Origin of the sequence: Variovorax sp. M-6 (assembly GCF_052114385.1) — a bacterium.
In the GTDB taxonomy this organism is placed as follows: Bacteria; Pseudomonadota; Gammaproteobacteria; order Burkholderiales; family Burkholderiaceae_C; genus Variovorax.
On record NZ_JBFREQ010000025.1, the window covers coordinates 17874 to 41142 of the forward strand.

General features: G+C 70.2%; 18 protein-coding genes. 13 read left to right on the forward strand and 5 right to left on the reverse strand.

Features of this window, described 5'->3' with window-relative positions:
* Positions 1-38: 38 nt before the first annotated feature.
* From prpC to AB4Z46_RS24775, 3 genes are read left to right on the forward strand one after another with little or no spacing between them, the layout of a single operon-like run.
* Positions 39-1199, forward strand: coding sequence for a bifunctional 2-methylcitrate synthase/citrate synthase (gene prpC / locus AB4Z46_RS24765; protein WP_442286199.1), 1161 nt, complete (start codon positions 39-41; stop codon positions 1197-1199).
* Positions 1200-1249: 50 nt separating this feature from the next.
* Positions 1250-2701, forward strand: coding sequence for a bifunctional 2-methylcitrate dehydratase/aconitate hydratase (locus AB4Z46_RS24770; RefSeq protein WP_442286200.1), 1452 nt, complete (start codon positions 1250-1252; stop codon positions 2699-2701).
* 1 nt (position 2702) lies between these two features.
* Positions 2703-3572 carry an isocitrate lyase/PEP mutase family protein gene (locus AB4Z46_RS24775; protein ID WP_442286201.1) on the forward strand — a complete coding sequence of 290 codons (870 nt, stop codon included), beginning with the start codon at positions 2703-2705 and terminating at the stop codon, positions 3570-3572.
* A gap of 27 nt (positions 3573-3599) precedes the next feature.
* Here AB4Z46_RS24775 and AB4Z46_RS24780 read toward each other — a convergent pair whose 3' ends face one another.
* On the reverse strand, positions 3600-4274 hold the full coding sequence (locus AB4Z46_RS24780) for a LuxR C-terminal-related transcriptional regulator (protein ID WP_442286202.1): 675 nt from the start codon (positions 4272-4274) through the stop codon (positions 3600-3602).
* 249 nt (positions 4275-4523) lie between these two features.
* Between AB4Z46_RS24780 and AB4Z46_RS24785 the strand changes: the two genes are divergently transcribed.
* The gene (locus AB4Z46_RS24785) at positions 4524-5849 is read left to right on the forward strand and encodes a DotU family type IV/VI secretion system protein (RefSeq protein WP_442286203.1); all 1326 of its coding nucleotides are present in this window, start codon (positions 4524-4526) and stop codon (positions 5847-5849) included.
* A gap of 20 nt (positions 5850-5869) precedes the next feature.
* Entirely contained in the window at positions 5870-6946 is a 1077-nt protein-coding gene (locus AB4Z46_RS24790) for a type VI secretion system protein (protein ID WP_442286204.1), read from the forward strand.
* Positions 6947-6949: 3 nt separating this feature from the next.
* On the opposite strand, the gene fusA is transcribed toward AB4Z46_RS24790, so the two are convergent.
* A complete protein-coding gene (gene fusA / locus AB4Z46_RS24795; protein WP_442286205.1) occupies positions 6950-9010 on the reverse strand; it encodes an elongation factor G in 2061 nt (686 codons plus the stop codon).
* Positions 9011-9101: 91 nt separating this feature from the next.
* Here fusA and AB4Z46_RS24800 point away from each other — a divergent pair, with 91 nt between their 5' ends.
* Positions 9102-9497, forward strand: coding sequence for a hypothetical protein (locus AB4Z46_RS24800; RefSeq protein WP_442286206.1), 396 nt, complete (start codon positions 9102-9104; stop codon positions 9495-9497).
* Here the strand turns inward: AB4Z46_RS24800 and AB4Z46_RS24805 are convergent.
* Both AB4Z46_RS24805 and phnD read right to left on the reverse strand, forming a co-directional pair.
* Positions 9494-10540, reverse strand: coding sequence for a phosphate/phosphite/phosphonate ABC transporter substrate-binding protein (locus AB4Z46_RS24805; protein WP_442286207.1), 1047 nt, complete (start codon positions 10538-10540; stop codon positions 9494-9496). The two genes, AB4Z46_RS24800 and AB4Z46_RS24805, sit on opposite strands and share 4 nt — an antisense overlap.
* On the reverse strand, positions 10537-11544 hold the full coding sequence (phnD, locus tag AB4Z46_RS24810) for a phosphate/phosphite/phosphonate ABC transporter substrate-binding protein (protein WP_442286295.1): 1008 nt from the start codon (positions 11542-11544) through the stop codon (positions 10537-10539). Before phnD ends, AB4Z46_RS24805 begins: the two co-directional genes overlap by 4 nt.
* Before the next feature lie 262 nt (positions 11545-11806).
* On the opposite strand from phnD, the gene AB4Z46_RS24815 reads away from it, so the two are divergent.
* From AB4Z46_RS24815 to AB4Z46_RS24830, 4 genes are all read left to right on the forward strand, one after another.
* The gene (locus AB4Z46_RS24815) at positions 11807-13720 is read left to right on the forward strand and encodes an ATP-binding protein (RefSeq protein ID WP_442286208.1); all 1914 of its coding nucleotides are present in this window, start codon (positions 11807-11809) and stop codon (positions 13718-13720) included.
* Between the two features lie 158 nt (positions 13721-13878).
* A complete protein-coding gene (locus AB4Z46_RS24820) occupies positions 13879-14832 on the forward strand; it encodes an ABC transporter substrate-binding protein (protein WP_442286209.1) in 954 nt (317 codons plus the stop codon).
* 13 nt (positions 14833-14845) lie between these two features.
* Positions 14846-16846: an ATP-binding protein gene (locus AB4Z46_RS24825; protein ID WP_442286210.1), complete on the forward strand. Its 2001-nt coding sequence runs from the start codon at positions 14846-14848 to the stop codon at positions 16844-16846.
* 142 nt (positions 16847-16988) lie between these two features.
* Positions 16989-17213: a hypothetical protein gene (locus AB4Z46_RS24830; protein WP_442286211.1), complete on the forward strand. Its 225-nt coding sequence runs from the start codon at positions 16989-16991 to the stop codon at positions 17211-17213.
* Positions 17214-17225: 12 nt separating this feature from the next.
* Here the strand turns inward: AB4Z46_RS24830 and AB4Z46_RS24835 are convergent, their stop codons facing one another.
* Complete coding sequence (locus tag AB4Z46_RS24835) at positions 17226-19415, reverse strand: catalase (protein ID WP_442286212.1); 2190 nt, start codon at positions 19413-19415, stop codon at positions 17226-17228.
* A gap of 233 nt (positions 19416-19648) precedes the next feature.
* On the opposite strand from AB4Z46_RS24835, the gene AB4Z46_RS24840 reads away from it, so the two are divergent.
* From AB4Z46_RS24840 to AB4Z46_RS24850, 3 genes are all read left to right on the forward strand, one after another.
* The gene (locus tag AB4Z46_RS24840) at positions 19649-20476 is read left to right on the forward strand and encodes a transglutaminase-like domain-containing protein (RefSeq protein WP_442286213.1); all 828 of its coding nucleotides are present in this window, start codon (positions 19649-19651) and stop codon (positions 20474-20476) included.
* Between the two features lie 234 nt (positions 20477-20710).
* On the forward strand, positions 20711-22507 hold the full coding sequence (locus AB4Z46_RS24845; RefSeq protein WP_442286214.1) for an autotransporter domain-containing protein: 1797 nt from the start codon (positions 20711-20713) through the stop codon (positions 22505-22507).
* A gap of 152 nt (positions 22508-22659) precedes the next feature.
* Complete coding sequence (locus AB4Z46_RS24850; RefSeq protein WP_442286215.1) at positions 22660-23262, forward strand: murein L,D-transpeptidase catalytic domain family protein; 603 nt, start codon at positions 22660-22662, stop codon at positions 23260-23262.
* The last annotated feature ends 7 nt before the right edge of the window (positions 23263-23269 follow it).

Here is a 23269-nt window from a genome sequence, read left to right on the forward strand (position 1 = left end):
ACTTCATTATGGAGATTGAAATGCGTAAATTGCGAATCATGACAAACGAGCTCGCATCCCCCGCCGGCTTCAAGCCGAAGAAATCCGTCGCCCTGTCGGGCGTCACCGCCGGCAACACGGCGCTGTGCACCGTCGGACGCACCGGCAACGATCTGCACTACCGTGGCTACGACATCCTGGACATCGCCGAGGTCTGCGAGTTCGAGGAGATCGCGCACCTGCTGGTGCACGGCAAGTTGCCGACCGCGGCCGAACTGCGGGCCTACAAGGCCAGGCTCAAGGCCCTGCGCGGCCTGCCCGCGAGCCTGCGGGAAGCGCTGGAGCAGCTGCCCGCGAGCGCGCACCCGATGGACGTGATGCGCACCGGCGTCTCCACGCTGGGCTGCATGCTGCCCGAGAAGGACGACCACAACCTGCCCGGCGCGCGCGACATCGCGGACCGCCTGATGGCCTCGCTCGGGTCGATGCTGCTGTACTGGTACCACTGGTCGACGCAAGGCAAGCGCATCGAAGTGGAAACCGACGACGACTCCATCGGCGCGCATTTCCTGCACCTGCTGCACGGGCGCCGGCCCACGCCCGAGTGGGAGCGCGCCATGCACACCTCGCTCAACCTCTACGCCGAGCACGAGTTCAACGCCAGCACCTTCGCGGCGCGTGTCGTGGCCGGCACGGGCGCCGACATGTACTCGGCCATCACCGGCGCGATCGGCGCGCTGCGCGGCCCCAAGCATGGCGGCGCCAACGAGGTGGCCTTCGAGATCCAGAAGCGCTACGACTCGCCCGACGACGCCGAGGCCGACATCCGCCGGCGCGTCGAAGCCAGGGAGGTGGTAATCGGTTTCGGCCACCCGGTCTACACGGTGAGCGATCCGCGCAACGAGGTCATCAAGGGCGTCGCGAAGTCGCTGTCGCTCGCGGCGGGCTCGACCAAGATGTTCGACATCGCGGAGCGTCTCGAAGCCGTGATGTGGGAGGCCAAGAAGATGTTTCCCAACCTCGACTGGTTCAGCGCCGTGAGCTACCACATGATGGGCGTGCCGACCGCCATGTTCACGCCGCTGTTCGTGATCGCGCGCACCTCGGGCTGGGCCGCCCACATCATCGAGCAGCGCATCGACAACAAGATCATCCGGCCGAGCGCGAACTACACCGGCCCCGAGGATCTTGCCTACGTGCCCATGGCGGAGCGCCGGTAGCGCGCCCCCTCCTCTCCCGCTTTTCCGTTCCTCACTTCTTCATCACCCGCATGTCCGCACACATCAGCAACGTCCGCCCCGAATGGGACTCCGTCATCGTCGACATCGTCGACTACGCGCTCGGCTACGAAGTCCGATCCGAGCTGGCCTACGACACCGCCCGCCACATCCTGATCGACACCCTGGGCTGCGGCCTCGAGGCGCTGGAGTACCCCGCGGCGCGCAAGCTGCTCGGCCCGATCGTCAAGGGCACGGCGGTGCCGAACGGCACCAGGGTGCCGGGCACGCAGTTCCAGCTCGACCCGGTTCAGGCCGCCTTCAACATCGGGCTGCTGATCCGCTGGCTGGACTTCAACGACACCTGGCTGGCGGCCGAGTGGGGCCACCCGAGCGACAACCTGGGTGGCATCCTGGCCGTGGCCGACTGGTTGAGCCGCAGCGCGGTCGCCGCGGGCCGCAAGCCGCTTCGGATGCGCGACGTGCTGACGGCCATCATCAAGGCGCACGAGATCCAGGGCGTGATCGCGCTGGAGAACTCCTTCAACAAGGTCGGCCTCGACCACGTGCTGCTGGTCAAGGTGGCCTCGACCGCCGTGGTGTCGCAACTGCTGGGCCTCTCGCGCGACGAAACGCTGGCCGCCGTGTCGCTGGCCTGGGTCGACGGCCAGTCGCTGCGCACCTACCGCCACGCGCCGAACGCCGGCAGCCGCAAGAGCTGGGCGGCGGGCGACGCCACCAGCCGCGCGGTTCGCCTGGCGCTGATCGCGCAGACCGGCGAGATGGGCTACCCCTCGGCGCTGACCGCCAGGACCTGGGGCTTCTACGACGCGCTCTTCAAGGGTCAGCCCTTCAAGTTCCAGCGACCGTACGGCAGCTACGTGTCGGAGAACGTGCTGTTCAAGATCAGCTTCCCGGCCGAGTTCCACAGCCAGACGGCGGTGGAGGCGGCGGTCGTGCTGCACCGGCAATTGAAGGCGGCCGGCAAGACGGTGGGGGACATCGAGAAGATCACCATCCGCACGCACGAGGCCTGCATCCGCATCATCGACAAGCAGGGCCCGCTCCACAACGAGGCCGACCGCGACCATTGCATCCAGTACATGGTGGCGGTGCCGCTGATCTTCGGCACTCTGAAGGCATCGGACTACGAGGCCGGCGTGGCCGCCGATCCGCGCATCGACGCCTTGCGCGCCAGGATCCATTGCGTGGAGGACACGCGATACACGCGGGACTATCACGACCCGGAGAAGCGCAGCATCGCGAATGCGCTGACCGTCGAGTTCAGCGACGGCAGCCGGCTCGCCGAGGTCGCCGTCGAGTACCCGATCGGCCACCGGCGCCGGCGCGCCGAGGGCATCCCGCTGCTGGAGGCCAAGTTCCGCACCAACCTCGCGCGCAGCTTCCCGAAGAAGCAGCAGGACGCGATCCTGGCGGTCTCGCTGGACCCGAGGGCGCTCGAAGCCATGCCGGTCAACGACTACCTCGACCTCTTCGTGATCTGACATGGCGCAAAGCACACGACAGACCCTGCGCGCCTTGGCCGAATCACGCCGCGGCGTGCTGGTGCCCGGCGCCTTCAATGCGCTGTCGGCGCGGGTGGTCGAAGACCTCGGCTTCGAGGCCCTCTACGTCACCGGCGCCGGCGTCACCAACATGTGGTTCGGCCTGCCGGACCTGGGCTTCATGGGCCTGCACGAGATCGCCGACCACACGGCGCGCATTCGCGACGCGGTGGCGCTGCCGCTGATCGTCGACGCCGACACCGGCTTCGGCAACGCGCTCAACGTGCGGCACACGGTGCGCGTGCTGGAGCGCGCGGGCGCCGACTGCATCCAGTTCGAGGACCAGGTCGCGCCCAAGCGCTGCGGCCACTTCTCGGGCAAGGAGGTGATCGGCACCGCCGAGGCGGTGGCCAGGATCAAGGCCGCGGTCGATGCCCGCACCGATCCCGATCTGCTGATCCTGGCCCGCACGGACGCCTGCGCGACGCTGGGCTTCGAGGCCGCGGTGGAACGGGCGCAGAAGTTCAGCGAGGCCGGCGCCGACCTCCTTTTCGTCGAGGCAGTGACCACGGCCGCGGAAATTCGGGCGCTGCCGCAATGCGTTGTCAGGCCTCAGCTGCTGAACATGGTGATCGGCGGCAAGACGCCGATCCTCGATGCCGACGAGCTGGCCGGACTGGGCTATGGGCTGGTGCTGTACGCCAACGCGGCGCTGCAGGGCGCGGTGGCGGGCATGCAGAAGGCGCTCTCGGTGCTGCGCGACACGCGCCGCATCGACGAGGACCCGGCGCTGGTCGTGAGTTTCGCGGAGCGCCAGCGCCTGGTGGGCAAGCCGGCGCTGGACGCATTGGAAAAAAGATACGCCGCCTGAAGGCCTTTCGCCCCCGAAAGCTGGAGATCAAGCCTCCGTCAGCGTCTGGGCCGCGACCACGGCCTCGGTGCGGTTGCGCACGTTGAGGGCCCGGAAGATGGCGGCCAGGTGGATCTTGACCGTGCCTTCGCTGATGCCCAGGGCCCGGCCGATCAGCTTGTTGGGCTTGCCCTGCGACAGCAGCTGAAGCACCTCGACCTGGCGCTCGGTCAGCACGTTGCGCAGATGCTCGAGGGTCTGCACGGCGGCCGCCGCCGAGCCGCGCTGGGTGCCCTCGGGGCCGGCGATACCGGCGACGACGCCGGGCGGCAGGGACGACAGCATCATCGGCGGAACGTAGACGCCCCCGGCCAGAACCAGGCGCACGGCCGACAGCATCACCTCCGGCGAGTAGGCCTTGGGAATGAAGCCGAGCACGCCACGCTCGAGGGCGCTGCGCATGACCGCGGGGTCTTCGTAGCCCGACAGCACGATCACCGGCACGGCGGGATGGCGGCGGCGGATTTCGTCGATGTGGGCCTGGCCTTCGGCACCGGGCATGTTCAGGTCGATCACGGCCAGGTCGATGTCGTCGGAGGCGCCGGCGAGCAACTCGTCGACGCTCATGGCCAGGACGAAGTCGATGTCGGCCTCGAGCTCCGACAACTTGGCCTTGACCGCCTCGATGACGAGCCGGTGGTCGTCGGCGATCAGGATTTTCATGGCTTTCCCCAGCGTCATGGATGAATTCAGGCAGGCCGACGATAACGGCGAACGAGACGCGCATCAAGGCGGATTTCGCTCCCCGAACGACATAGCACCCAAGCGATATGGCGCCAGCCGGTGCGCGTGAAAGAATGTTACGCATCCAAGAACGACCGGGGACAAGGGCATGTGCCAACGACGCAGGCGCGATCGCAGGGCTCCGGTCGCCATAGGCCCGAGTGCCCGGCCCGGCGTCGAGCGCGCTGCATGGCCCGGCTGATCGACTGCTTTTCCCGGCTGATCTCGTTCGGACTCGGGCTGGACGCTTCGGTCGCGGCGCAGCGGGCCGAGCCCGGCTGGGAGGCCGCCTGGCAACGGGCGCTCGACCTCCTCGAAGAGGCCCGCGGGGCTGCCCGGTCGCTCGGCCGATCTGCCGCGGACGTCGAATCGGCGCGCTTCGCGATGGTCGCCTGGCTCGACGAGATCCTGGCGCGGCACCCCGGCCGGGCGGCCGGCATGGTGCCGCTGCAGATGCAGTTGTTCAATTCGAACAACGCACAGACCGAGTTCTTCCATCACTTGTCGGCGCTGCAGCCCGGCGACGACGAGGTGCGCGAGGTCTACTGGCACGCGCTGGCGCTGGGGTTCAAGGGCCAGTATTACTTCGAGACCGGGGACGGCGGCGAGCTCGGCAAGCTCAAGGCCCTGCACGGCGAGCAGCTCGCGCTGCGGCCGGCCCGGCTCGACAGCGCGGCACAGGAGCGCATCACGCCCCAACCCTACGGCATGCCCGACCCGCCGGGCCCGCGCGATCCGCAGTGGCGCGAGCGCATCCTGCTGCGCGCCGGCGGCGCCTTGGCGCTGCTGATCCCGCTGGCGTCCGTGCTCTGGTTCGTGCTGGCGGGTCCGGGCGAACTGCCCCCCACCCTGGCCCAGCGGGTCGACCGGCAGCTCCAGGCCGTCGCCTGCGCGGACCTCTCCGCCACGCTGGCGCCGGACGGTGCGGCGCAGGTGCACGGCTTCGTCTCGCAACCCGACGACATCGCCCGGGTGCAGCGGGAGGTGCGGGCCGTGCCCGGCGTGACTGCGGCCCGCTTCGACCTCCAGCTGCGAATCTGGCCGCACTGCGAGGTGCTGGCACTGCTGAAGCCCTACCAGGCCCGCAACCGCGAAATGGCGGTGGGCCTGGCGATCGCCACCCCCACCGCGCCGAACGGCCGCCTCCGGGAGGGCGACCAGGTGCTGATCGAGGTCACGAATGCCCGCCGCGAAGGCTACCTGTGGGTCGACTACTACACCGCCGACGGTGCCGTGTTGCACCTCAACGCGGGGCCCGTGCAACCCCTTCTGCGCGCCGGGGAAACCATCGAACTCGGTCGCGACATCCCGTCGAGCTGGCTGGCCGCACCGCCCTTCGGAACCGTGCTGGTGACGGCGCTGTCGTCGCCCGTCCCCTTCGGCGGCGCCGCCGAGCGGCCGCCGTTCGAGCTGGCCTCGGCCTACCTCCAGCGGCTGCGTGAATCCCTGGCCAATGCCGAATTCGGCGCCCGGGCGGTTGCCGAGGTCGTGTTCCTCGAAACCGTGCCGCGCTGAAACCCGCGAGCCGTCGCCCGATGAACGCCGCCAGCCTCCTTCCGCCCTATTTCTGGAGCCTGCTGGCGCTGTGCCTGCTGGCCTTTCTCGCCCTCTGGTGGCTGGTCCTGGCAAGGGGCCGGGCCGCACGGCGGCGACGCTTGCGAAAGCGCATCGAGGCGCTCGATGCCGAGGCGTCGGCGCCCGCGCCGCTCGACCTGATCGGGATGCAGCAGGCGATGGCCAGCGGACGACGGGCGGCCCAGCACGCGCCGGCGCCGCACGCGCTGCGCCATTCGCTGTACGCGATCCCCTGGTTCATGTTCATCGGCGACGCGCCGGCCCAGGTGTCGGGCTTGCTGTCGGGCGCCGGCGCCGCACCGCCTGCGCCCGACATCGACGACAGCTTCTGGCGCTGGCACTTCCTGCATTCGACGACCGCCATCCAGATCGGCCCGGTGGCGCTCGGCGATCCCGGGGACCGGCGCGAATGCGGCCGCTGGTACCGCGCGCTGCTCGAGCTGGCCGAGCGCCGGGAGCGCCTGCCGCTCAATGGCATCGTGGTCTGCGTCGCCGCCGCCACGCTGCTCGGCGATGCCCGGACCGTGGAGCCGCTCGCGGCACGGATGCGCCAGCGGGTCGACGAAGTGGCCGAACTGCTGCGCCTGCAGCTGCCGGTCTACCTGGTCGTGACCGGGCTGGAACAGCTGGAAGGCTATGCAGCGGTGCGCGCCGCGCTGCCGCAGGAGGCGCTCGGACGGGTGCTGGGCCACCGTCTGCCGGAAGACGGTGCGGCAGGCGTCGAGGCCGGCGCCCGGCTCGACGGCATTTTCGGCGAACTGAGCCTGCACCTGCATGCCCTGCGCATGGCACTGCTGCGCGATGGCGAGCAGCCGGCCCGGCGCCAGGCCGCACACGCCTTCGTGGAACGGCTGCGGGCCCTGCAACCCGGCTTGCGTCTGATGGCGCAGCGGCTGTTCGGCGCGCCGCACGGTCTGCGGGCACCACGCTGGCGCGGCCTCTACCTGACGGCCGCGCCCTCTCAGGCGGTCGGCGGGGCCTTCATTGCCGACCTGTTCGAGCACTTCCTGCCGACCGACCAACCCCTGGCCTGGTGACGCTCATTCGTCGTCGCGCACGCGGTGCTGGCCCATCAGGGTTTGCTGGGTCGCCGGCGGCACGGCCTCGTAGTGCGACAGCGCGATCGTGTAGCGGCCCTGGCCGCTGGTCATGGCGTTGAGTCGCGACTGGTAGCTGGCCAGCTCGGCCATCGGCACCTGGCCGCGGATCACGATCGTGCCCACGCCCCCGTTCGCGGTGCCCGTGACCAGGCCGCGCCGCGAGGACAGGTCGCCGGTGACGTCGCCGATCGCATGGTCGGGCGCGGCGATCTCGATCAGCACGATCGGCTCGAGCACGATCGGCCGCGCCGCGCGAATCGCGGCCATGAAGGCCTTGCGCCCGGCGGTCGCGAAAGCGATGTCCTTGCTGTCGACGCTGTGGTGCTTGCCGTCGTGCACCACCACCCGCACGTCGACCACCGGATAGCCGGCAACCGCGCCCGAGAGCAGCACCTCGCGCACGCCCTTCTCGACCGCCGGGATGAACTGGCCCGGGATCGCCCCGCCCTTGACCTCGTCGGCGAACTCGAAGCCGCTGCCGCGCGCCAGCGGCTCGATGCGCAGGAAGACCTCGCCGAACTGGCCGGCGCCGCCGGTCTGCTTCTTGTGCCGGTGGTGGCCCTCGGCCGGCGCGGTCACGGTCTCGCGGTAGGCGATGCGCGGCGGCCGGGTCTCGACCTCGAAACGGTAGACCTCGCGCAGGCGCTCGAGCATCACGCGCAGATGCAACTCGCCCAGGCCGTAGATGATCGTCTCGTTGGTCGCCACCACGTGCTCGACGCGCAGGCAGGGATCCTCGGCGACCAGCTTGCCGAGGATTTCCCAGGCCCGCTGCTCGTCGCCGTGGCGCTTGGGCTCGACCGCCAGGCCATGCACCGGGATCGGGAACCCGAGCGGCGCCAGGTGCACGTGGTCGTCCTCGGCGGCGTCGTGCAGCACGGCGTCGAACTGGATCTCCTCGACCTTGGCCACCGCCACGATGTCGCCCGGCAGCGCCCGCGGCACCTCGACGTGGTCCTTGCCCTGCAGCATGAACAGATGGCCCACCTTGAAGGGCTTGCGGCCGTCGCCGACATAGAGCTGGCTGTCGCGCGTGACCGTGCCCTGGTGGACGCGAAAGATCCCCAGCTTGCCCACGTACGGGTCGACCGAGACCTTGAACACGTGCGCCAGCACGTGCAGCGAGGGGTCGGGCCGGGCCTGCATGGGCTTTGCGGCCGCGCCCTCGCCGAGCAGGAAATCCGGCGGGTTGGCCTCGGTCGGGTCGGGCAGCAGCCTGACGATGACGTCGAGCAGCGCGTCCACGCCGGCGCCGCTGCGCGCCGACACGAAGCAGACCGGGATCAGGTGGCCTTCGCGCAAGGCCTGTTCGAGCGGCGCGTGCAGCTCGGCGGCATCGACGTCGCCCTCGGACAGATAGCGCTCGACGAAGGCCGCATCGACCTCGACCACCTGTTCGACCAGGGCCCGGTGCGCGGCATCGACGCTGCCGATGTCGGACTGCCCCTCGCGGTTGAAGAAGCAGTCGACCACCTGCGTGCCGCCGGCCGCGGGCAGGTTCAGCGGCAGGCATTCGCGCCCGAAGACGGACTGGATCTGCGCCAGCAGCCCCGCCAGGTCGACGCCCTGGGCGTCGATCTTGTGGACGACGACCATCCGCGCAAGATGCCGCTCGGCGGCGTACGCCATCATGCGCAGCGCCATCGGCTCGATGCCGAGGGCGGCGTTGATGACCACCGCCGCGGTTTCGACCGCTTCCAGCGCCGGCAGGCTCTGGCCCAGGAAATCGGGCCCGCCCGGCGTGTCGATGAGGTGTACCCGCGTGCCGGCATGCGTGAGGTGCATCAACGAGGCGTTGAGCGAATGCTGCATTCGGCGCTCGAGGGGGTCGTGGTCGCTGACGGTGCTGCCGCGCTCGATGCTGCCGCGCGCACCGATGGCGCCCGCCTTGTGCAGCAGGGCCTCGGCCAGCGAGGTCTTGCCGGCGGCGGAGGCGCCAACGAGCGCCAGTGTTCGTACCGCTTCCATTTCGGCCGTGTGGCCGTTCGATCGGCTTGGCATGGGTGGTCTCCTCGGCGCCGGGTCGGCAACCCAGCGTACGGGATCGGCCGCTCCGACGCAAGCCGGCGGCCACTTGCCGGAGAATCGCCCCATGGGACTGCCGCCCGATTCCACATCCGACAGCGCCGGCTACGGGCGCCGCCGCGAGTTCATGGCGGTCAAGATCCCGGTGATCGAGGGCGTGGAAGACCGCTGGCACCAGCGCGAGGAGCGCATCGACGAGGCCCTGCGAGCCCGGGGCATCGGCTCGGTGCTCGGCTGGGGCGATTCGCTCGGCGACGCATTGCCCGGCGGGCCGCGCCGGGTCGCGTTCATCCGCGTCGACATCGATGTCTCGGACATCGCCGCGGGGCGGGTGCTGCTGCAGGCCGCGCTGCCGGCGCTCGGCCTGCCGCCGGGCACCGAGATCCATTATTCGATCGGGCGCCTGCGCTTCGCCGACATCTATGCCCCGCCCGACTGGCTGCAGGAGCGGCCCCAGGCCTAGGGTCTGTCGACGCCAATTCCGGAGTCGCGAAGGGCCGCGACCTGTTGCGCGTAGGCGGCATCGATGCGCTGCAGCCGGGCCTGGCGCGCGGCCTCGTTGACCCACTGCGCATTGAGCGCGCTCTGCCTGGCGAGCTCGTATTGCAGCCTGGCGGCCGGCAGCAGCGCCTTGTTGTCCGCGGCGACGTAGCCCAACGCCGCATGCAGCGTCTTCAGCACCTCGCGCTGGGACTCGGCGCGCGGCCCCCGGCCCTGGCCGTAGCCCACCAGGAATCGGCGCAGCTTCTTCTGGAGCTCCGCCGGAAAGTCGCTGCGCACCACGAACTGCGCCTGCGGCGTCGGCTCCGAACGCCAGATCACCTGCAACCGATCGGCTTCGACCGGAAACTGCTGGCGGAAGCGCTCGAAATCGGTCGTGTTGTTGGTCGCCACGTCGGCATCGCCGTTGGCCACCGCCAGGGCCGTGGTCTGGTGGGTGCCGACGATCTCGCTGCGGAAGCGGGTCTCCATCACGATCCGGTTCGGCAGGAAAAGCTGGACCTGCGGCAGGATGAAGCCCGACACCGACCGGTTGTCGCCGCGTGCCAGGCGCCATTGCTCGGGATGGGCCAGCAGATCCTCGAGCGTGTTGCGCGGACCGGCCCGGCGAACCAGCAGCACGGCGCGATGGTCGGGTGCGCCCGAATGCCGCTGCACCTGGGCCAGCACGTTCATGTGGCGTTGCGAGACGGCATCGAGCGCGAGCTGGGCCGACAGCAGGCTCAGATCGATCTGTCGGCGCCGGATGGCCTCGTCCAGCGACGCATAGCTGGCCGCGGAATGGACCGTGACGGGCCGGCCGATCGCGCGGCTCAGGTCGGCCAGGAACGGCGTCCAGTTCTCGCGCGACTCGACCACGCCGCCGACCGGCAGGACGCCGAAACGCAGTTCGGCCACCTCGGCGCGGCCGGCCTGCGCGCCGGCCCCCGCATGCCAGGCCAGCACCGCCGCCAATGCGAAGCGGCCTGCAAGCAGCCAGCGTCTGCGGATCGCGGCCGCGTTCAAGGCGCGCCCGCGCGCAGCACAGCCGCCTGCTCGGCGTAGGTGGCCTCGATGCGCTGCAGCCGGGCCTGGCGCGCGGCCTCGTTGACCCACTGCGAGGTCATGGCGCTCTGCCGCGCGAGCTGGTAGGCCAGCTTGGCGGCCGGCAACAGCGAGCTGTCGTCGGCCGCGACGAAGCCGGCCAGGTCGTGCAGCGATTTCAGCACCGCGCGCTCGCTGTCGCCCCGCGGGCCCTTGCCGCGGGCGTACTCGAGCAGGAACTGCCGCACCTTGCGCTCGAACTCGGGGCCGTAGTCGCGCCGGATGACGATCTGCGCATGCGGGATCAGCTCCGACTCCCAGATCACCTGCAGCCGCTCCGCCTCGGCCGGGAACTGCTGCCGGAAGCGTTCGAAGTCGGCCGTGTTGTTGGTGGCGACGTCGGCCTCGTCGTTCGCCACGGCCAGCGCGGTCATCTGGTGCGTACCCACCAGCTCGCTGCGAAAACGGGTCTCCATCGCGATGTGGTTGGGCAGGAAAAGCTGCAGCTGAGGCACGATGAAGCCCGATACCGAGCGGCTCTCGCCGCGCGCCAGGCGCCAGTTCTCGGGCTCGGCCAGCAGGCCCTTGAGGGTGCTGCGGGGACCCGTCTTGCGCGCCAGCAGCAGCGCGCGGTAGCCGGGCAGGCCGTCATGGCGCGTGACCTGGGCGACCACCTTCATGCGCCGCAGTGTCACCGCGTCGAGCGCCATCTTGCCGGACAGGAAGGCCATGTCGACCTGGTTGCGCTGGATTGCCTGTTCCAGGCCCTCGTACGAAGTCACCGACAGCATCGTGACAGGGCGCCCGATGGCACGCCGCAGATCCGCGATCACCGGCTCCCAGTCATTGCGCGATTCGAAGGCGCCGCCCAGCGGCAGGATGCCGAAGCGCAAGGGCGCGAGGCCGGCGGCATCGGCCGCGCCCGCCGTCTGCGCCGGCACCGCAAGCGGCCAGCCGAGCAGCAGCACCAATGCGCCGCGCGCCAGCCAGGCGCCGGCGCGCCGCGTCCTGGCCCGGAACCGGTCCGGCCGAGGCGCCACGGGAGCAAGGGGGGCGCTGGGTGCGCAACGGGCAGGAACCTGCATCTTTCTGGAACGCGTGGGCCTGACGAGCCCGAACGGGCTGGTCAAACGAGTGCTGTCTACAACACAATTAGAAACCAACTTAAGCATTAACCGTGTCATTTTCCTCAATCCACAGGTATTTGCCGGGCCTCCACAGGCGGATCGCCGCCATTGCCCTTTCTCCATGAGCTGGTCCTTCCGCGCCCTTCGCCTGCTGGCCGGCCTGACGCTGGCGCAGCAGCTCGTGCTGCTGGCGCTGCTGCCGGCGACCGTGGCGACTCTGGGCGCGATCGCGGTGCTGACGCGCCAGCACCTCGCGAACCTGACCGAGCTGATGCGCGCCAACGCCCAGACCGTGGCCCTGCAGGTCGCGACCGTGGCCCAGTCGCAGATCCAGCACATGGACCGCCGGGCGCTGCAGCGCACCGCCCAGTCCGGCAGCTACCAGCCGCATGTGCAGCAGGTGCAGATCTGGTCGGAGGAAGGCGAAATCCTCGCCAATGCGGACACCCAGGACCGGCGACGCGGCGAGGGCCTCCAGGTCGTGGCGCCGATCACCGGCGAGGACGGCAGTCACACCGGCAAGGTGATGGTCGAGATGAGCCTGGACGCGGTGAGCAGCGCCAAGAAGGCGGTCTGGTTCAACGTCGTGCTGGTGCTCGGCGCCAGCCTGGTCGGCGTCGGGCTGGCCGGCTGGTGGGCGGCGCGCCGCATCAGCGCGCCGATCCAGGCGCTCGGCGAAGCGGTCGACCGGCTGGGCGCCGGCGAGGATGCCCAGGTGGAGGTGGGAGGCACGGCGGAGGTTCGGCGGCTGCAGCACGGCTTCAACCTGGCGGCACGCGCACTGCTGGAAAGCCGCAACCAGCTCGAAAGCCGCATCGTGCACGCGACCGCCGAGCTGGCCAGCAAGAACCAGCAGCTCGAGGTCGCGAGCCAGGCCAAGACGCGGCTGCTGGCTGCTGCCAGCCACGACCTGCGCCAGCCTCTGCATGCGCTCACGCTGTTCTCCGACGGGCTCGCCAACGGCGAGACCGATCCGGTGCGGCTGCAGCGCATCGGCCACATCCGCGAGTGCGTCGAATCGCTGGACCGGCTGTTCTCCGAGCTGCTCAATCTCTCGCAGCTCGACGCCGGCGTGCTGCAGCCGCAGTGGACCGATTTCGCGCTCGACAGCCTGTTCGACGAGATCAGCCGCAACTTCCGCGCCGTGGCCGAGCAGAAGAACCTGCGGCTGGTGGTGCGCAAGACCGACGCCTGGGTGCGCTGCGACTACGTGATGCTGTCGCGCATCCTCAACAACCTGGTGTCGAACTCGCTGCGCCACACCGCAGAGGGCGGCATCCTGGTCGGTGCGAGGCGCCGCGGCAAGGCGATCCGGATCGACGTCTGGGACACCGGCATCGGCATCGCGGTCCATCACCAGTCGCGGGTCTTCGAGGAGTTCTACCAGGTGGAACCGCAAAGCCGGCAGGGCAGCCGCGAGTCGCGCGGCATGGGCCTGGGACTGGCCACCGTGCAGCGGCTCGCGGCCCTGCTCAACACGCGGGTCGAACTCAGTTCACGGCCGCACAAGGGAACCTGCGTGCGCGTGCTGGTGCGCTCGATCGAGCCTGTGCCCGCATTGGCGATGCCGCTCGCGCAGCCCCCCGGCATGCCGACCGAGGACGAGGCCGAAGCCCGCACCAGCCTGGCCGATGTGGTGGTGCTGGTGATCGACGACGAGCGCACCATCCTCGAGGGGCTGCAGGTCGTGCTCGCGAACTGGGGCGCCGAGGTGCTGGCCGCGCAGAGCCGCGCCGAGGCCCTGGCGCTCGCCGATGCCTGGGACCGCCCGCCCGACGTGGTGGTGAGCGACCTGCTGCTGCAGGGCGGCGACAACGGGCTCGACGTGCTCGCCGCGCTCGAGCGCCACCCCCGCGGCATCGGGCCGTCGACCGCGCGCCTGCTGGTGACCGGCGAGACCAAGCCCGACCGCCTGCGTGAAGTCGCCGGTGCCGGCGTCGCCGTCCTCTACAAGCCGGTCTCGCCGCGCATCCTGCGCCAGGCGATCCAGGCCCAGTTGGCCGCGGTGCGCGCCGCCCTCGCGACCCCCGCCTAAGCGCCCGTACGTCGTCTGGCATAGACCGACAGGCTGCGCAATCTCGCCCTCCGCCCCCCAATGCGCCGCCGCCGCGGGTGGACATAAGCCCTCTGCCTTATCGCGCCCAAACAGCCGCGTTCGTACATTGGGTTCATCGCCTTCTGCGGATGCAGTCCATGTCTTCGACCCGTCTTCCCACGCTGCGTCGCATGCAGCGCGCCATTGCGGCCATGGCCTGCACGGTCCTGCTGTGCGGCGGCGCACAGGCGACCGGGCTCACGGTGCTGATGGCGGACGAAACGGCAGCCCATGTCGAATTCGTACGTCAACTGCGAGAAACGCAGGACGCCGGCAGCCTCTTCAACCTGGTCCACCTGGCGGCCGGAGAACCCGTCGGCGAGGACTTCGCGGCGGCCTCGAGACCGGCCGGCATCACGATGGCCGTCGGCATGGCCGCGGCGCGCTCGGCGATCGAGCGGCCGGGCCAGGATCCGCTGGTGCTCGCGATGCTGAGCCGCCTCGACTACGAGAGCCTCAAGGGCACGGCCGCCCTGCGGCGCCCGGAGCGCCAGATCGGCGTCCTGCTGCGCGAGCCCGCGATGGCAGACCAGCTGGCGCTGATCGACGCGCTGCTGCCCGCGAAGCGTCGGCTGGGCGTCGTCGCCACCGTGGAATCGGAGCCGGTCGTGAGCGAGCTGCAGCGTGCCGGCCAGGGCTGGGACCTGCAGGTCGAATACGCGCCGGATGCCAAGTCGCTGGCGGCGGCGCTGCGGCTGCTGGTGCCGCGCAGCGACGCGCTGCTGGTGCTTCCCGACAAGATCGGCGACAGCCAGGCCGCCACGCTGGCGGTGCTGCGCGCCGGCGCCGGTGCCGGCCTGCCGGTGTTCGGCTCCAGCGAGGGCCTGGTGCGTTCCGGCGGCCTGGCCGCCGCGGTGTCGACGCCGAGCCAGCTTGCACAACAGGCGCGCGCACTGGGCCGCAAGCTGGCCGCGGCCAACGGAACCGCCAGTGTGCTGGTCGAGGCCGCGACGCCGGCGACGGTGCGCGTCAACACCACCGTGGCCCGCGGACTGGGCCTGCGCCTGCCCGACGAACGCGACCTGACCGCGCGCGTGACCGGTGTTCGATGAGCGCCGCCGCCACATGACCGCGCCAAGCCATCGTCTGGCGGTGCCTGCCGCCGCCGTCCGGCCGAACGATCCGGCGTCGGCCGAGCGCAGCGCGCTGGTGGTCGGCGGCAGCCTGCATCGCGACCTGTTCCGCCTCGGCGTGGTGCCGTGCGCGGCGGTCGCGCTGGCGCTCACCGCCTGGTTCACCCACGGCCGCCTGGTCACGCTCGAGGCGGCGTTCGATGCCGAAGGCGAGGCGGTGGCGCGCCAGGTCGCGGCGATGTCCGACCTGAGCCTCTACGCGGGCGACCTGCCGGCGCTGCAGAACGTCGCCAACGCCGCGCTGCGCGGCGGCCAGGTGACGCGGGTCGAGATCAGCAACAGCGCCGGCGTCTATGTCACGGCCGGCCCGAAGACCGCCTCGCTCGCGCAGCTGCGGATGTTCACCGCGCCGGTCACGCTGCGCGAGGCCTCGCGGGCCAGCGCCTTTGCGCCCGCGGGGTCGACGGCTGCCGGCGAGACGCCGATCGGGTTGGTCCAGACCTTCCGCGACACCACCGCCTACGCGCGCGAACGCACGCTTTCCCTGATGGCGGGCATCGGCATCGCGATGATCGCGCTGCTGGTCGCCTGGGCCTGGGTACGCCACACGGCGCGCGCCGTGGCCCAGCCGCTGCGCCGCATCTCGCGCACGGTGGCGGCGCTGGAGGCCGGCCGCTTCGATGCCCGCTGCAACGTGGTCGCCCCGCAGGGGGCCGAGGACAACCCGGCCGAGCGCGCGCAGCGCGCCCAGCACGAGTTCGCCAACCTCGCGCACGACATCAACCGACTGGCCGAGCGCCTGCAGCGCAACCGCCAGCAGAGCGAGGAGCGGGTGCGCGAAGCCACCGCAGTGGCGCTGCAGCGCATGGCGGAGGCCGAGCAGGCCGCGCTCTCCCGCGCGCGCTTCCTGGCGGCCGCGAGCCATGATCTGCGCCAGCCGCTGCATGCGATGGGGCTGTTCATCGACGGCCTGTTGCCGACCGCCTCGCGCGTGCAGCGGCCCGCGGTGCTGCGCCTGCAGGAAGCGACCGGGTTCATGGGCGTGCTGCTCGACGACCTGCTCGAAATCTCGCGGCTCGACGCCCAGGTCCTGACGCCCGCGATCGGCGGCGTGTCGCTGGCGACGCTGTTCGACCAGCTCGAGGCGCAGCACGCCGCGCCTGCGGCCGCGGCCCAGGTGCGGCTGCTGTGGCGCGACCACGGCCTGGCGGTGCGCAGCGACGCCGCGCTGCTGCTGCGCATCGTCGGCAACTTGGTCAGCAACGCGGTGCGCCATACGCCGCCCGAAGGTACGGTGCTGGTGGCGGCGCGCCGCCGCGGCGACGCGGTACGCATCGAGGTGCGCGACAACGGCGTGGGCATCGCGCCGATCCACCAGGGACGCATCTTCGAGGAGTTCTACCAGGTCGCCAACACCGAGCGCGACCGCCGCCAGGGCTTCGGCCTCGGGCTCTCGATCTGCTCGCGGATCGCCGCGCTGCTCGGCACCCGCATCTCGGTGCGCTCGGCGCTGCAGGCCGGCAGCACCTTCGCGCTCGAGCTGCCGCTGGCCAGCCCGCGCGAAGTGATGCCGCGGGCACCGGAGCCGCAGGTATCGGCGCCGTTGGCCGGCCTGCACTGCCTGGTGGTGGACGACGACCCGGCGATCCTCGACGGCAGCCGCACCCTGCTTGCGCAATGGGGCTGCCCGGTCGACTGCGCTTCCACCCAGGCCGAAGCCCTCGCGCAGCTCGGCGCGGACGGTGCCCATTTCGATGTCGTCCTGTGCGACCTGCAGCTGGCGCGCGACGAAGACGGCATGGAGGTGATCGAGGCGACGCGCCGGCTGCAGCCCGATGCGCTGCCCGTGCTGGTGTCCGGCGCCACCGGGCCCGAGGCGCTGCAGCGCCTGCGCCAGGGTGGCGTGATGCTGCTCACCAAGCCGGTCGCGCCGGCCAAGCTGAGGGCCCTGCTGTCGACGCGCCGCAGGAGTGAATTCCAAAGCATTCCTTGATCGTTCAACCTGTAGCCTGGCGGTGACAGCCCGTCGCGATGCACCGCGACCCGGCGCGACGCGACAGCGGCCCTGCCGTTCCTTGTTGATACCATTTGCGCCGACGCTGAACACGCCTCGCGCGGAAAGACGAGTGGGACACATGGAACCGATGCACTGGGAGTACATGGGCGCGCTGGGCGGCGTGATCGGCATCGGCTGGCTGGTGGTGGTGCCGATGTACCGCGGCTGGACGCCGCTGAACGACAAGATGGTGGCGCGCGTGAAGCGCAGCATCCACATGATGGCCGAGTGCGAGGACCGGAGCAGCCCCACCGTCGTGGCGAAGGCCGCTCCCTCGACCAGCGTCCGCAGCGCGATCGACTAGGGCGCGCCGGACTCAGGCCGGCACGCCGTCCACGTGGGCCCGGCCCCAGTGCCGGTGCTGCGCGATCGCGGCAACGAAGTCCTGCGCGATCCGCACCGCGGCGGTCGTGTCGCCGAGGTTGGTGACCGGCGTCGATGCCACCACCACGCCGGCCGGCGCCGCCTTGGGGTCGGGTCCCACGCCGAGCGTGGCCAGCAGCTGGACGCCCTCCCCCACGGCGCAGATCGCCTTGCAATGCTTGTAGGCCTCGAGCACGAAGTGAACCGCGTCCCCGCTCTCCACCAGGGTCTTGGCGCTCTGCGCACCCGCGGGCACCAGCACCGCGTCGAACATCACCGACGACGTGTTGGCGAAAGTGGCGTCGACCTCGAGCTGGCGCTTGGAGGCGCTGACGATGGTCCCGAGCCGCGGGCCGACCACCAGGCAGCGCGCGCCGGCCTGCTCGATGGGTTCGCGGATCGCCTTGAGCGAAGCCGAGTCGATGCCGTCGGCGACCAGGATCGCGACCTTGCGCGTCTTCACCGAGCCGTCGCCGGAGCCGGCCATGCTGAGCGCCGGCGACTCGTCGATCGGCAGCGTGAAGCGGTGGTCGCGGAATCCCGCTCGGCCCGCCGCGGCTTTCGCATCCGGCGCCTGGATGCCCAGCACCTCGGCCACGCGGCGCGCGAGCTTCTCGTCCACGTGCGCCAGGTTGTCGACCATGCGCTGGCGCACCGCCGGCACCTCGACCTTGGACAGCTCGAAGCGGAAGGCCGCGATGAGGTGCTCCTTCTCGGCCGCGCTCTGGCTGTTGAAGAACAGCCGCGCCTGCGTGAAATGATCGTCGAACGACGGACTGCGCCGGCGCACCTTGGGCGGCTCGGTCTCTTCCGGGAAGGACTGGAAGCCGGCGTGGCCGCCGTCGACCCGGAACTCCTTGCCATCGCCCAGCGAGTTCGGCTCGTAGGCGACCTGGCCCCGCGCGATGGTCTGCCGGTGCATGCCGTCGCGCTGGAAATTGTGGAAGGGGCAGACGCCCTTGTTGATCGGCAGCTCGTGGAAGTTGGCCCCGCCCAGCCGCGAGATCTGCGTGTCGGTGTACGAGAACAGCCGTCCCTGCAGCAGCGGGTCGTTCGAGAAGTCGATGCCCGGCACCAGGTGACCCGGGTGGAAGGCCACCTGCTCGGTCTCGGCGAAGAAGTTGTCGGGGTTGCGGTTGAGCACCATGCGGCCGATGCGCTGCACCGGCACCATCTCCTCGGGGATCAGCTTGGTCGGGTCCAGCAGGTCGAAGCCGAAGGCGTGCTCCTTGTCCTGCGGAATCATCTGCACGCCGAGCTCCCATTCGGGGAAGTCGCCGTTCTCGATCGCCTCCCACAGGTCGCGGCGGTGGAAGTCGGCGTCCTTGCCGGCGATCTTCTGCGCCTCGTCCCAGGCCAGGCCGTGGACGCCGAGCTTCGGCTTCCAGTGGAACTTGACGAAGTGGCTCTCGCCACGCGAATTGACGAAGCGGAAGGTGTGGACCCCGAAGCCCTCCATCATCCGCAGGCTGCGCGGGATCGCGCGGTCCGACATCGCCCACATCAGCATGTGGGTGGTCTCGGGCATCAGCGAGGCGAAGTCCCAGAAGGTGTCGTGCGCGCTCGCCGCTTGCGGCATTTCGTTGTGCGGCTCCGGCTTGACGGCGTGGATCAGGTCGGGGAACTTCATCGCGTCCTGGATGAAGAACACCGGGATGTTGTTGCCCACCAGGTCGTAGTTGCCCTGCGGCGTGTAGAACTTGACCGCGAAGCCGCGCACGTCGCGCACCGTATCGGCCGAGCCCCGCGAGCCCGCCACGGTCGAGAATCGCACGAAGACGGGCGTCTTCACCGCCGGGTCCTGCAGGAACTCGGCCGACGTGAATTGCGACATCGACTTGTAGACCTCGAAAAAGCCGTGCGCGGCCGACCCCCTGGCATGCACCACGCGCTCCGGGATGCGTTCGTGGTCGAAATGCGTGATCTTCTCGCGCAGGACGAAATCCTCGAGCAGGGTCGGCCCGCGCACGCCGGCCTTGAGCGAGTTGTGGTTGTCGGGGATCTGCAGGCCCTGGTTGGTGGTCAGCCGGGTCTCCGCGTCCGCCGTGAAGGCGGCCAGTTGCGCCTCCTTGGCGTGGCTGCCGTCACTGCCGTCACCCGGCCTGGGGCGTCGGCCCGCGGCCGCCTTGTTCGATTGCGTCATGTGGAAGAGCGTAGGCCGGGGTCGTCCCGCGGGCCGTAGTGGCCTCGCGCTGCCCGTTGTCGGCGCACCGAGGCACGCGCGGTAGGACCGCGCCGACGGCCGCTCCGCAAGCGCCTACGCCGCCTCGCGCACACGCCCACGCCGCCGCGCGAGCCGACTCGATAGGATGGGACGCACACGGCGGCGGCACCAATCATGCTTTGCCTGTATTCCCCTCCTTCAAGGCCAGCCCCATGCTCATCAAAATCGGTTTCGACATCGAACTTGGGGTCACGGCGCCGACCGCGCTGATCTACATGCTGGCGCTGCACCCGTCGCGCGCGGGCGACCTGCAGGGCCCGGAGAAACTCACGATCAGCCCACCGCTGCGCACCGACCACCACACCGACAGCTTCGGCAACCTTTGCGCCCGCGTGGCGGTGCCTCTGGGCGTGAGCCGGGTACGGCTGCGCAATGAGGCCGTGGTCTTCGATTCGGGCTGGCCCGACCCGGTCGCCCTCGACGCGATCGAACACGCACCGGCCGACCTGCCGGTGGATACGCTGCAGTTCCTGCTGCCGAGCCGCTACTGCGAAGTGGACAGCGAGCTGCTGCAGTTCGCCTGGGGCCGCTTCGGCGGAATTTCACCCGGCTGGCAGCGCGTGCAGGCCATCTGCGACTTCGTGCACCAGCACCTGCGCTTCGACTACCAGTGCGCGCGCGCCACCCGCACCGCGCTGGAGGCCTACCGGGAGCGCGTCGGCGTCTGCCGAGATTTCACGCACCTGGCGATCACGCTGTGCCGCTGCATGAACATCCCGGCGCGCTACGTGACCGGCTACCTGGGCGACATCGGCATCGCGCCGGTGCCCTATCCGATGGACTTCAGCGCCTGGTTCGAGGTCTACCTGGGCGAGCGCTGGCACACCTTCGACGCCCGCCACAACATCCCGCGCATCGGCCGCGTCCTGATCGCGCGCGGCCGCGATGCGGCCGACGTGCCGATCACGATGGTGTTCGGCGTCAACACGCTGGAGCGCTTCGAGGTGACGACCGACGAGGTATTCGCGGTCGCGGCCTGAGCGGCAGCACGGCGCTGCTCGCCGGTCAGCGGCGCGCGTCACACCCTCCGGAATGTGAAAAAACTCACGAAGGCTCGTGGGATGGGCCTTGGACGCTATCCAAATCATAGCAATTACGCAGTTATGTAACCGATTGTGTGAACTCCTTCCTTAGGTAACTAGTACCTTCGTCCTAAATTCGAAAGTACTCAATTCCCGCTTCGGCGGGGGCGTTTGCAACCTCGGAAGAACACTATGAACTGCGTTTTCAGGATCGTCTGGAATACGTCCAAAGGCCTTTGGGCCGTGGCATCGGAACTGGCAACCGGCGTCGGCAAGTCGACGGCCACCGGCACCTCCCGTTCCGGTTCGCAACTCGAAATGCCCGGATTTGCGCGGACCAAGGGGCTGCAGGCTTGTGTGGCTGTGGCACTTCTCGCCATGGCGGGTGTCGCCCCGGCAGCGAATTGCGGCAACGACAAGGACGTCGGCAATGCGACGAAGTGCCCGGGTCCGGCTCCGGCTCCGGCTCCGGCTCCGGCTCCGGCTCCAGCTCCAGCTCCAGCTCCTGCCCCAGCCCCAGCCCCTGCTCCGGCTCCGGCTCCGGCTCCTGCCCCTGCTCCTGCTCCTGCTCCTGCTCCTGCTCCTGCTCCTGCTCCTGCTCCTGCTCCTGCTCCGGCTCCGGCTCCTGCTCCGGCTCCTGCCCCTGCTCCTGCTCCTGCTCCTGCTCCTGCTCCTGCTCCTGCTCCTGCTCCTGCTCCTGCTCCTGCCCCTGCTCCTGCCCCGGCTCCCGCCCCGGCTCCCGCCCCGGCTCCTGCCCCTGCTCCTGCTCCTGCTCCTGCTCCTGCTCCGGCTCCGGCTCCTGCTCCTGCTCCGGCTCCGGCTCCGGCTCCAGCTCCAGCTCCAGCTCCAGCTCCCGCTCCCGCTCCCGCTCCGGCCCCGGCTCCAGCCCCCGCTCCAGCTCCAGCCCCAGCTCCTGCGGCAGCGGCAGCGGCCCCAGCGGCCGCGGCCACCACGGAAGCGGGCGCCAAGAGTTCCGAAGCGACAAGCGCCGAGGCCACGTCGACGACGGCACAGTCCGAACAGAACACGATCGCGCCCGCGCCTGTCGCGCCCGCCTACCAAAACGACATGCCGCTCTTCGCGGCCCTGCCGGCACAAGTTCGCCAGGGCGATCTCGCGATGCTCGGCAACCTGCACCGCCGTGTCGGCGATGTCAGTTCCGACCGCGAGGCCTGGGCGCGTGCCATCTACACCGACCTCGACATCAGCCAGGGCGGCAGCGCCGCCCCGCACAGCCAGGGGCACTTGAGCGGCCTGCAGGCCGGCACCGACCTCCTGGCCACCAGCAACGGCTGGCGCCTCGGCATCTATGCCGGCTCGCTGGACGGGGGCGCCGACGTGAGCGGCAACGCGCGCGGCACCTTCGGCCGGGTCGGCAACACCGATCTGCAATCGAACTACCTCGGCGGCTATGCGACCTGGAGGGATGCCGGCGGCTGGTATGCCGACGCCGTGCTGCAGGCGGGCAGCCATCGCTACGACGTCCGGCCCGACGGCAGTCTCACGACATCGGGCAAGGCGCGCAGCTTCTCCGCGTCGATCGAGACCGGCAAGTCCTTCGCCCTGGCCGAGGGCTGGACCATCGAGCCGCAGGCCCAACTGATCGGCCAGAAGACACGTTTCGACGACGTGTGGACCATCGGTTCGCGCGTCCATCAAGACGCCGAAGGCGGCTGGATCGGCCGGCTGGGTGTGCGCATCAAGGGCGACATCGCCACCGGGGCGGGGCGGCTGCAGCCCTATGCACGGGTCAACGTCTACCGCGCGAGTTCGGGCGCCGACGTGGTGACGTTCATCGGCCCCGCCGCCGGCACCCGCATCGCCAGCGCGAGCGGCTACACCTCGACGGAAGTGGCGGGCGGTTTTTCGCTGGCGCTGACGACCGTCACCACGGTGTATGGCGAAGTCGGGCACCTGTTCAGCACCGGCGGCGACGCCACGGTGAAGTCGTCGGTGCAGGGCACGATCGGCCTGCGTGTGAGCTGGTAGCGCAAACCTTGTCTTTCGGGCCCCGCAGCGCAGCGAGGGGCCGGACAGAATTCCGGGCGACCGAACGGAATATTGACGCAAGCGGTGCCGCCCCTAACATCGCTTCGCATGTCGGTCGTGTACCTCCTTCGGCCCGTCGCGGCGCGTGGCGAGTGAGGCGGCGCTCTTTCCTGCTGGCGTCGGCCGCCGCCCTGTCGCTCGGCGGCCCGGCGCGGGCGCAGGCGGACCGCTCGCTGCTCCTGGACGTCGCGGTCGCCCGCGTGCTCGGCAAGCCGTCGGAGCACCGTTATGCCGCAGTGCTCGACTTCTCGCAGCACTCCGGCCGGCCACGGTTCCATGTGATCGAGCGCTCCGAGGGACAGGTCGTGCAGAGCTTCCTCGTGGCGCACGGCAGCGGCTCCGAGGGGCCGAGCGACGACGGATATGCCGATGTCTTCTCGAACGTCCCCGACAGCGAGGCGAGCAGCCTGGGGCTCTACCGGACCGGCGCGACCTACCTCAGCGCGAAGAAGGGACACGGCTTGTCCATGCGCCTGCACGGCCTGTCCGAGACCAACAGCAACGCGCTCGAACGCCTCGTCGTGATCCATGCGAACTGGTACATGGAGCCAGGCCACATCGAAAGGCAAGGGCGCGCCGGCCGCAGCGAAGGATGCATGGTCTTCTCGGCCAAGGACCGCGACGCCGTCGTCAGGATGCTCAAGGGCGGCGCGCTGATCTACGCTGTGAAGGACCTGGAGAGCATGGACGGGTGAGCAGACC

Coding starts and splice junctions, on each gene's coding strand:
- prpC (WP_442286199.1), top strand. CDS start 39: ATGACAAACGAGCTCGCATCCCCCGCCGGCTTCAAGCCGAAGAAATCC.
- AB4Z46_RS24770 (WP_442286200.1), top strand. CDS start 1,250: ATGTCCGCACACATCAGCAACGTCCGCCCCGAATGGGACTCCGTCATC.
- AB4Z46_RS24775 (WP_442286201.1), top strand. CDS start 2,703: ATGGCGCAAAGCACACGACAGACCCTGCGCGCCTTGGCCGAATCACGC.
- AB4Z46_RS24780 (WP_442286202.1), bottom strand. CDS start 4,274: ATGAAAATCCTGATCGCCGACGACCACCGGCTCGTCATCGAGGCGGTC.
- AB4Z46_RS24785 (WP_442286203.1), top strand. CDS start 4,524: ATGGCCCGGCTGATCGACTGCTTTTCCCGGCTGATCTCGTTCGGACTC.
- AB4Z46_RS24790 (WP_442286204.1), top strand. CDS start 5,870: ATGAACGCCGCCAGCCTCCTTCCGCCCTATTTCTGGAGCCTGCTGGCG.
- fusA (WP_442286205.1), bottom strand. CDS start 9,010: ATGCCAAGCCGATCGAACGGCCACACGGCCGAAATGGAAGCGGTACGA.
- AB4Z46_RS24800 (WP_442286206.1), top strand. CDS start 9,102: ATGGGACTGCCGCCCGATTCCACATCCGACAGCGCCGGCTACGGGCGC.
- AB4Z46_RS24815 (WP_442286208.1), top strand. CDS start 11,807: ATGAGCTGGTCCTTCCGCGCCCTTCGCCTGCTGGCCGGCCTGACGCTG.
- AB4Z46_RS24820 (WP_442286209.1), top strand. CDS start 13,879: ATGTCTTCGACCCGTCTTCCCACGCTGCGTCGCATGCAGCGCGCCATT.
- AB4Z46_RS24825 (WP_442286210.1), top strand. CDS start 14,846: ATGACCGCGCCAAGCCATCGTCTGGCGGTGCCTGCCGCCGCCGTCCGG.
- AB4Z46_RS24830 (WP_442286211.1), top strand. CDS start 16,989: ATGGAACCGATGCACTGGGAGTACATGGGCGCGCTGGGCGGCGTGATC.
- AB4Z46_RS24835 (WP_442286212.1), bottom strand. CDS start 19,415: ATGACGCAATCGAACAAGGCGGCCGCGGGCCGACGCCCCAGGCCGGGT.
- AB4Z46_RS24840 (WP_442286213.1), top strand. CDS start 19,649: ATGCTCATCAAAATCGGTTTCGACATCGAACTTGGGGTCACGGCGCCG.
- AB4Z46_RS24845 (WP_442286214.1), top strand. CDS start 20,711: ATGAACTGCGTTTTCAGGATCGTCTGGAATACGTCCAAAGGCCTTTGG.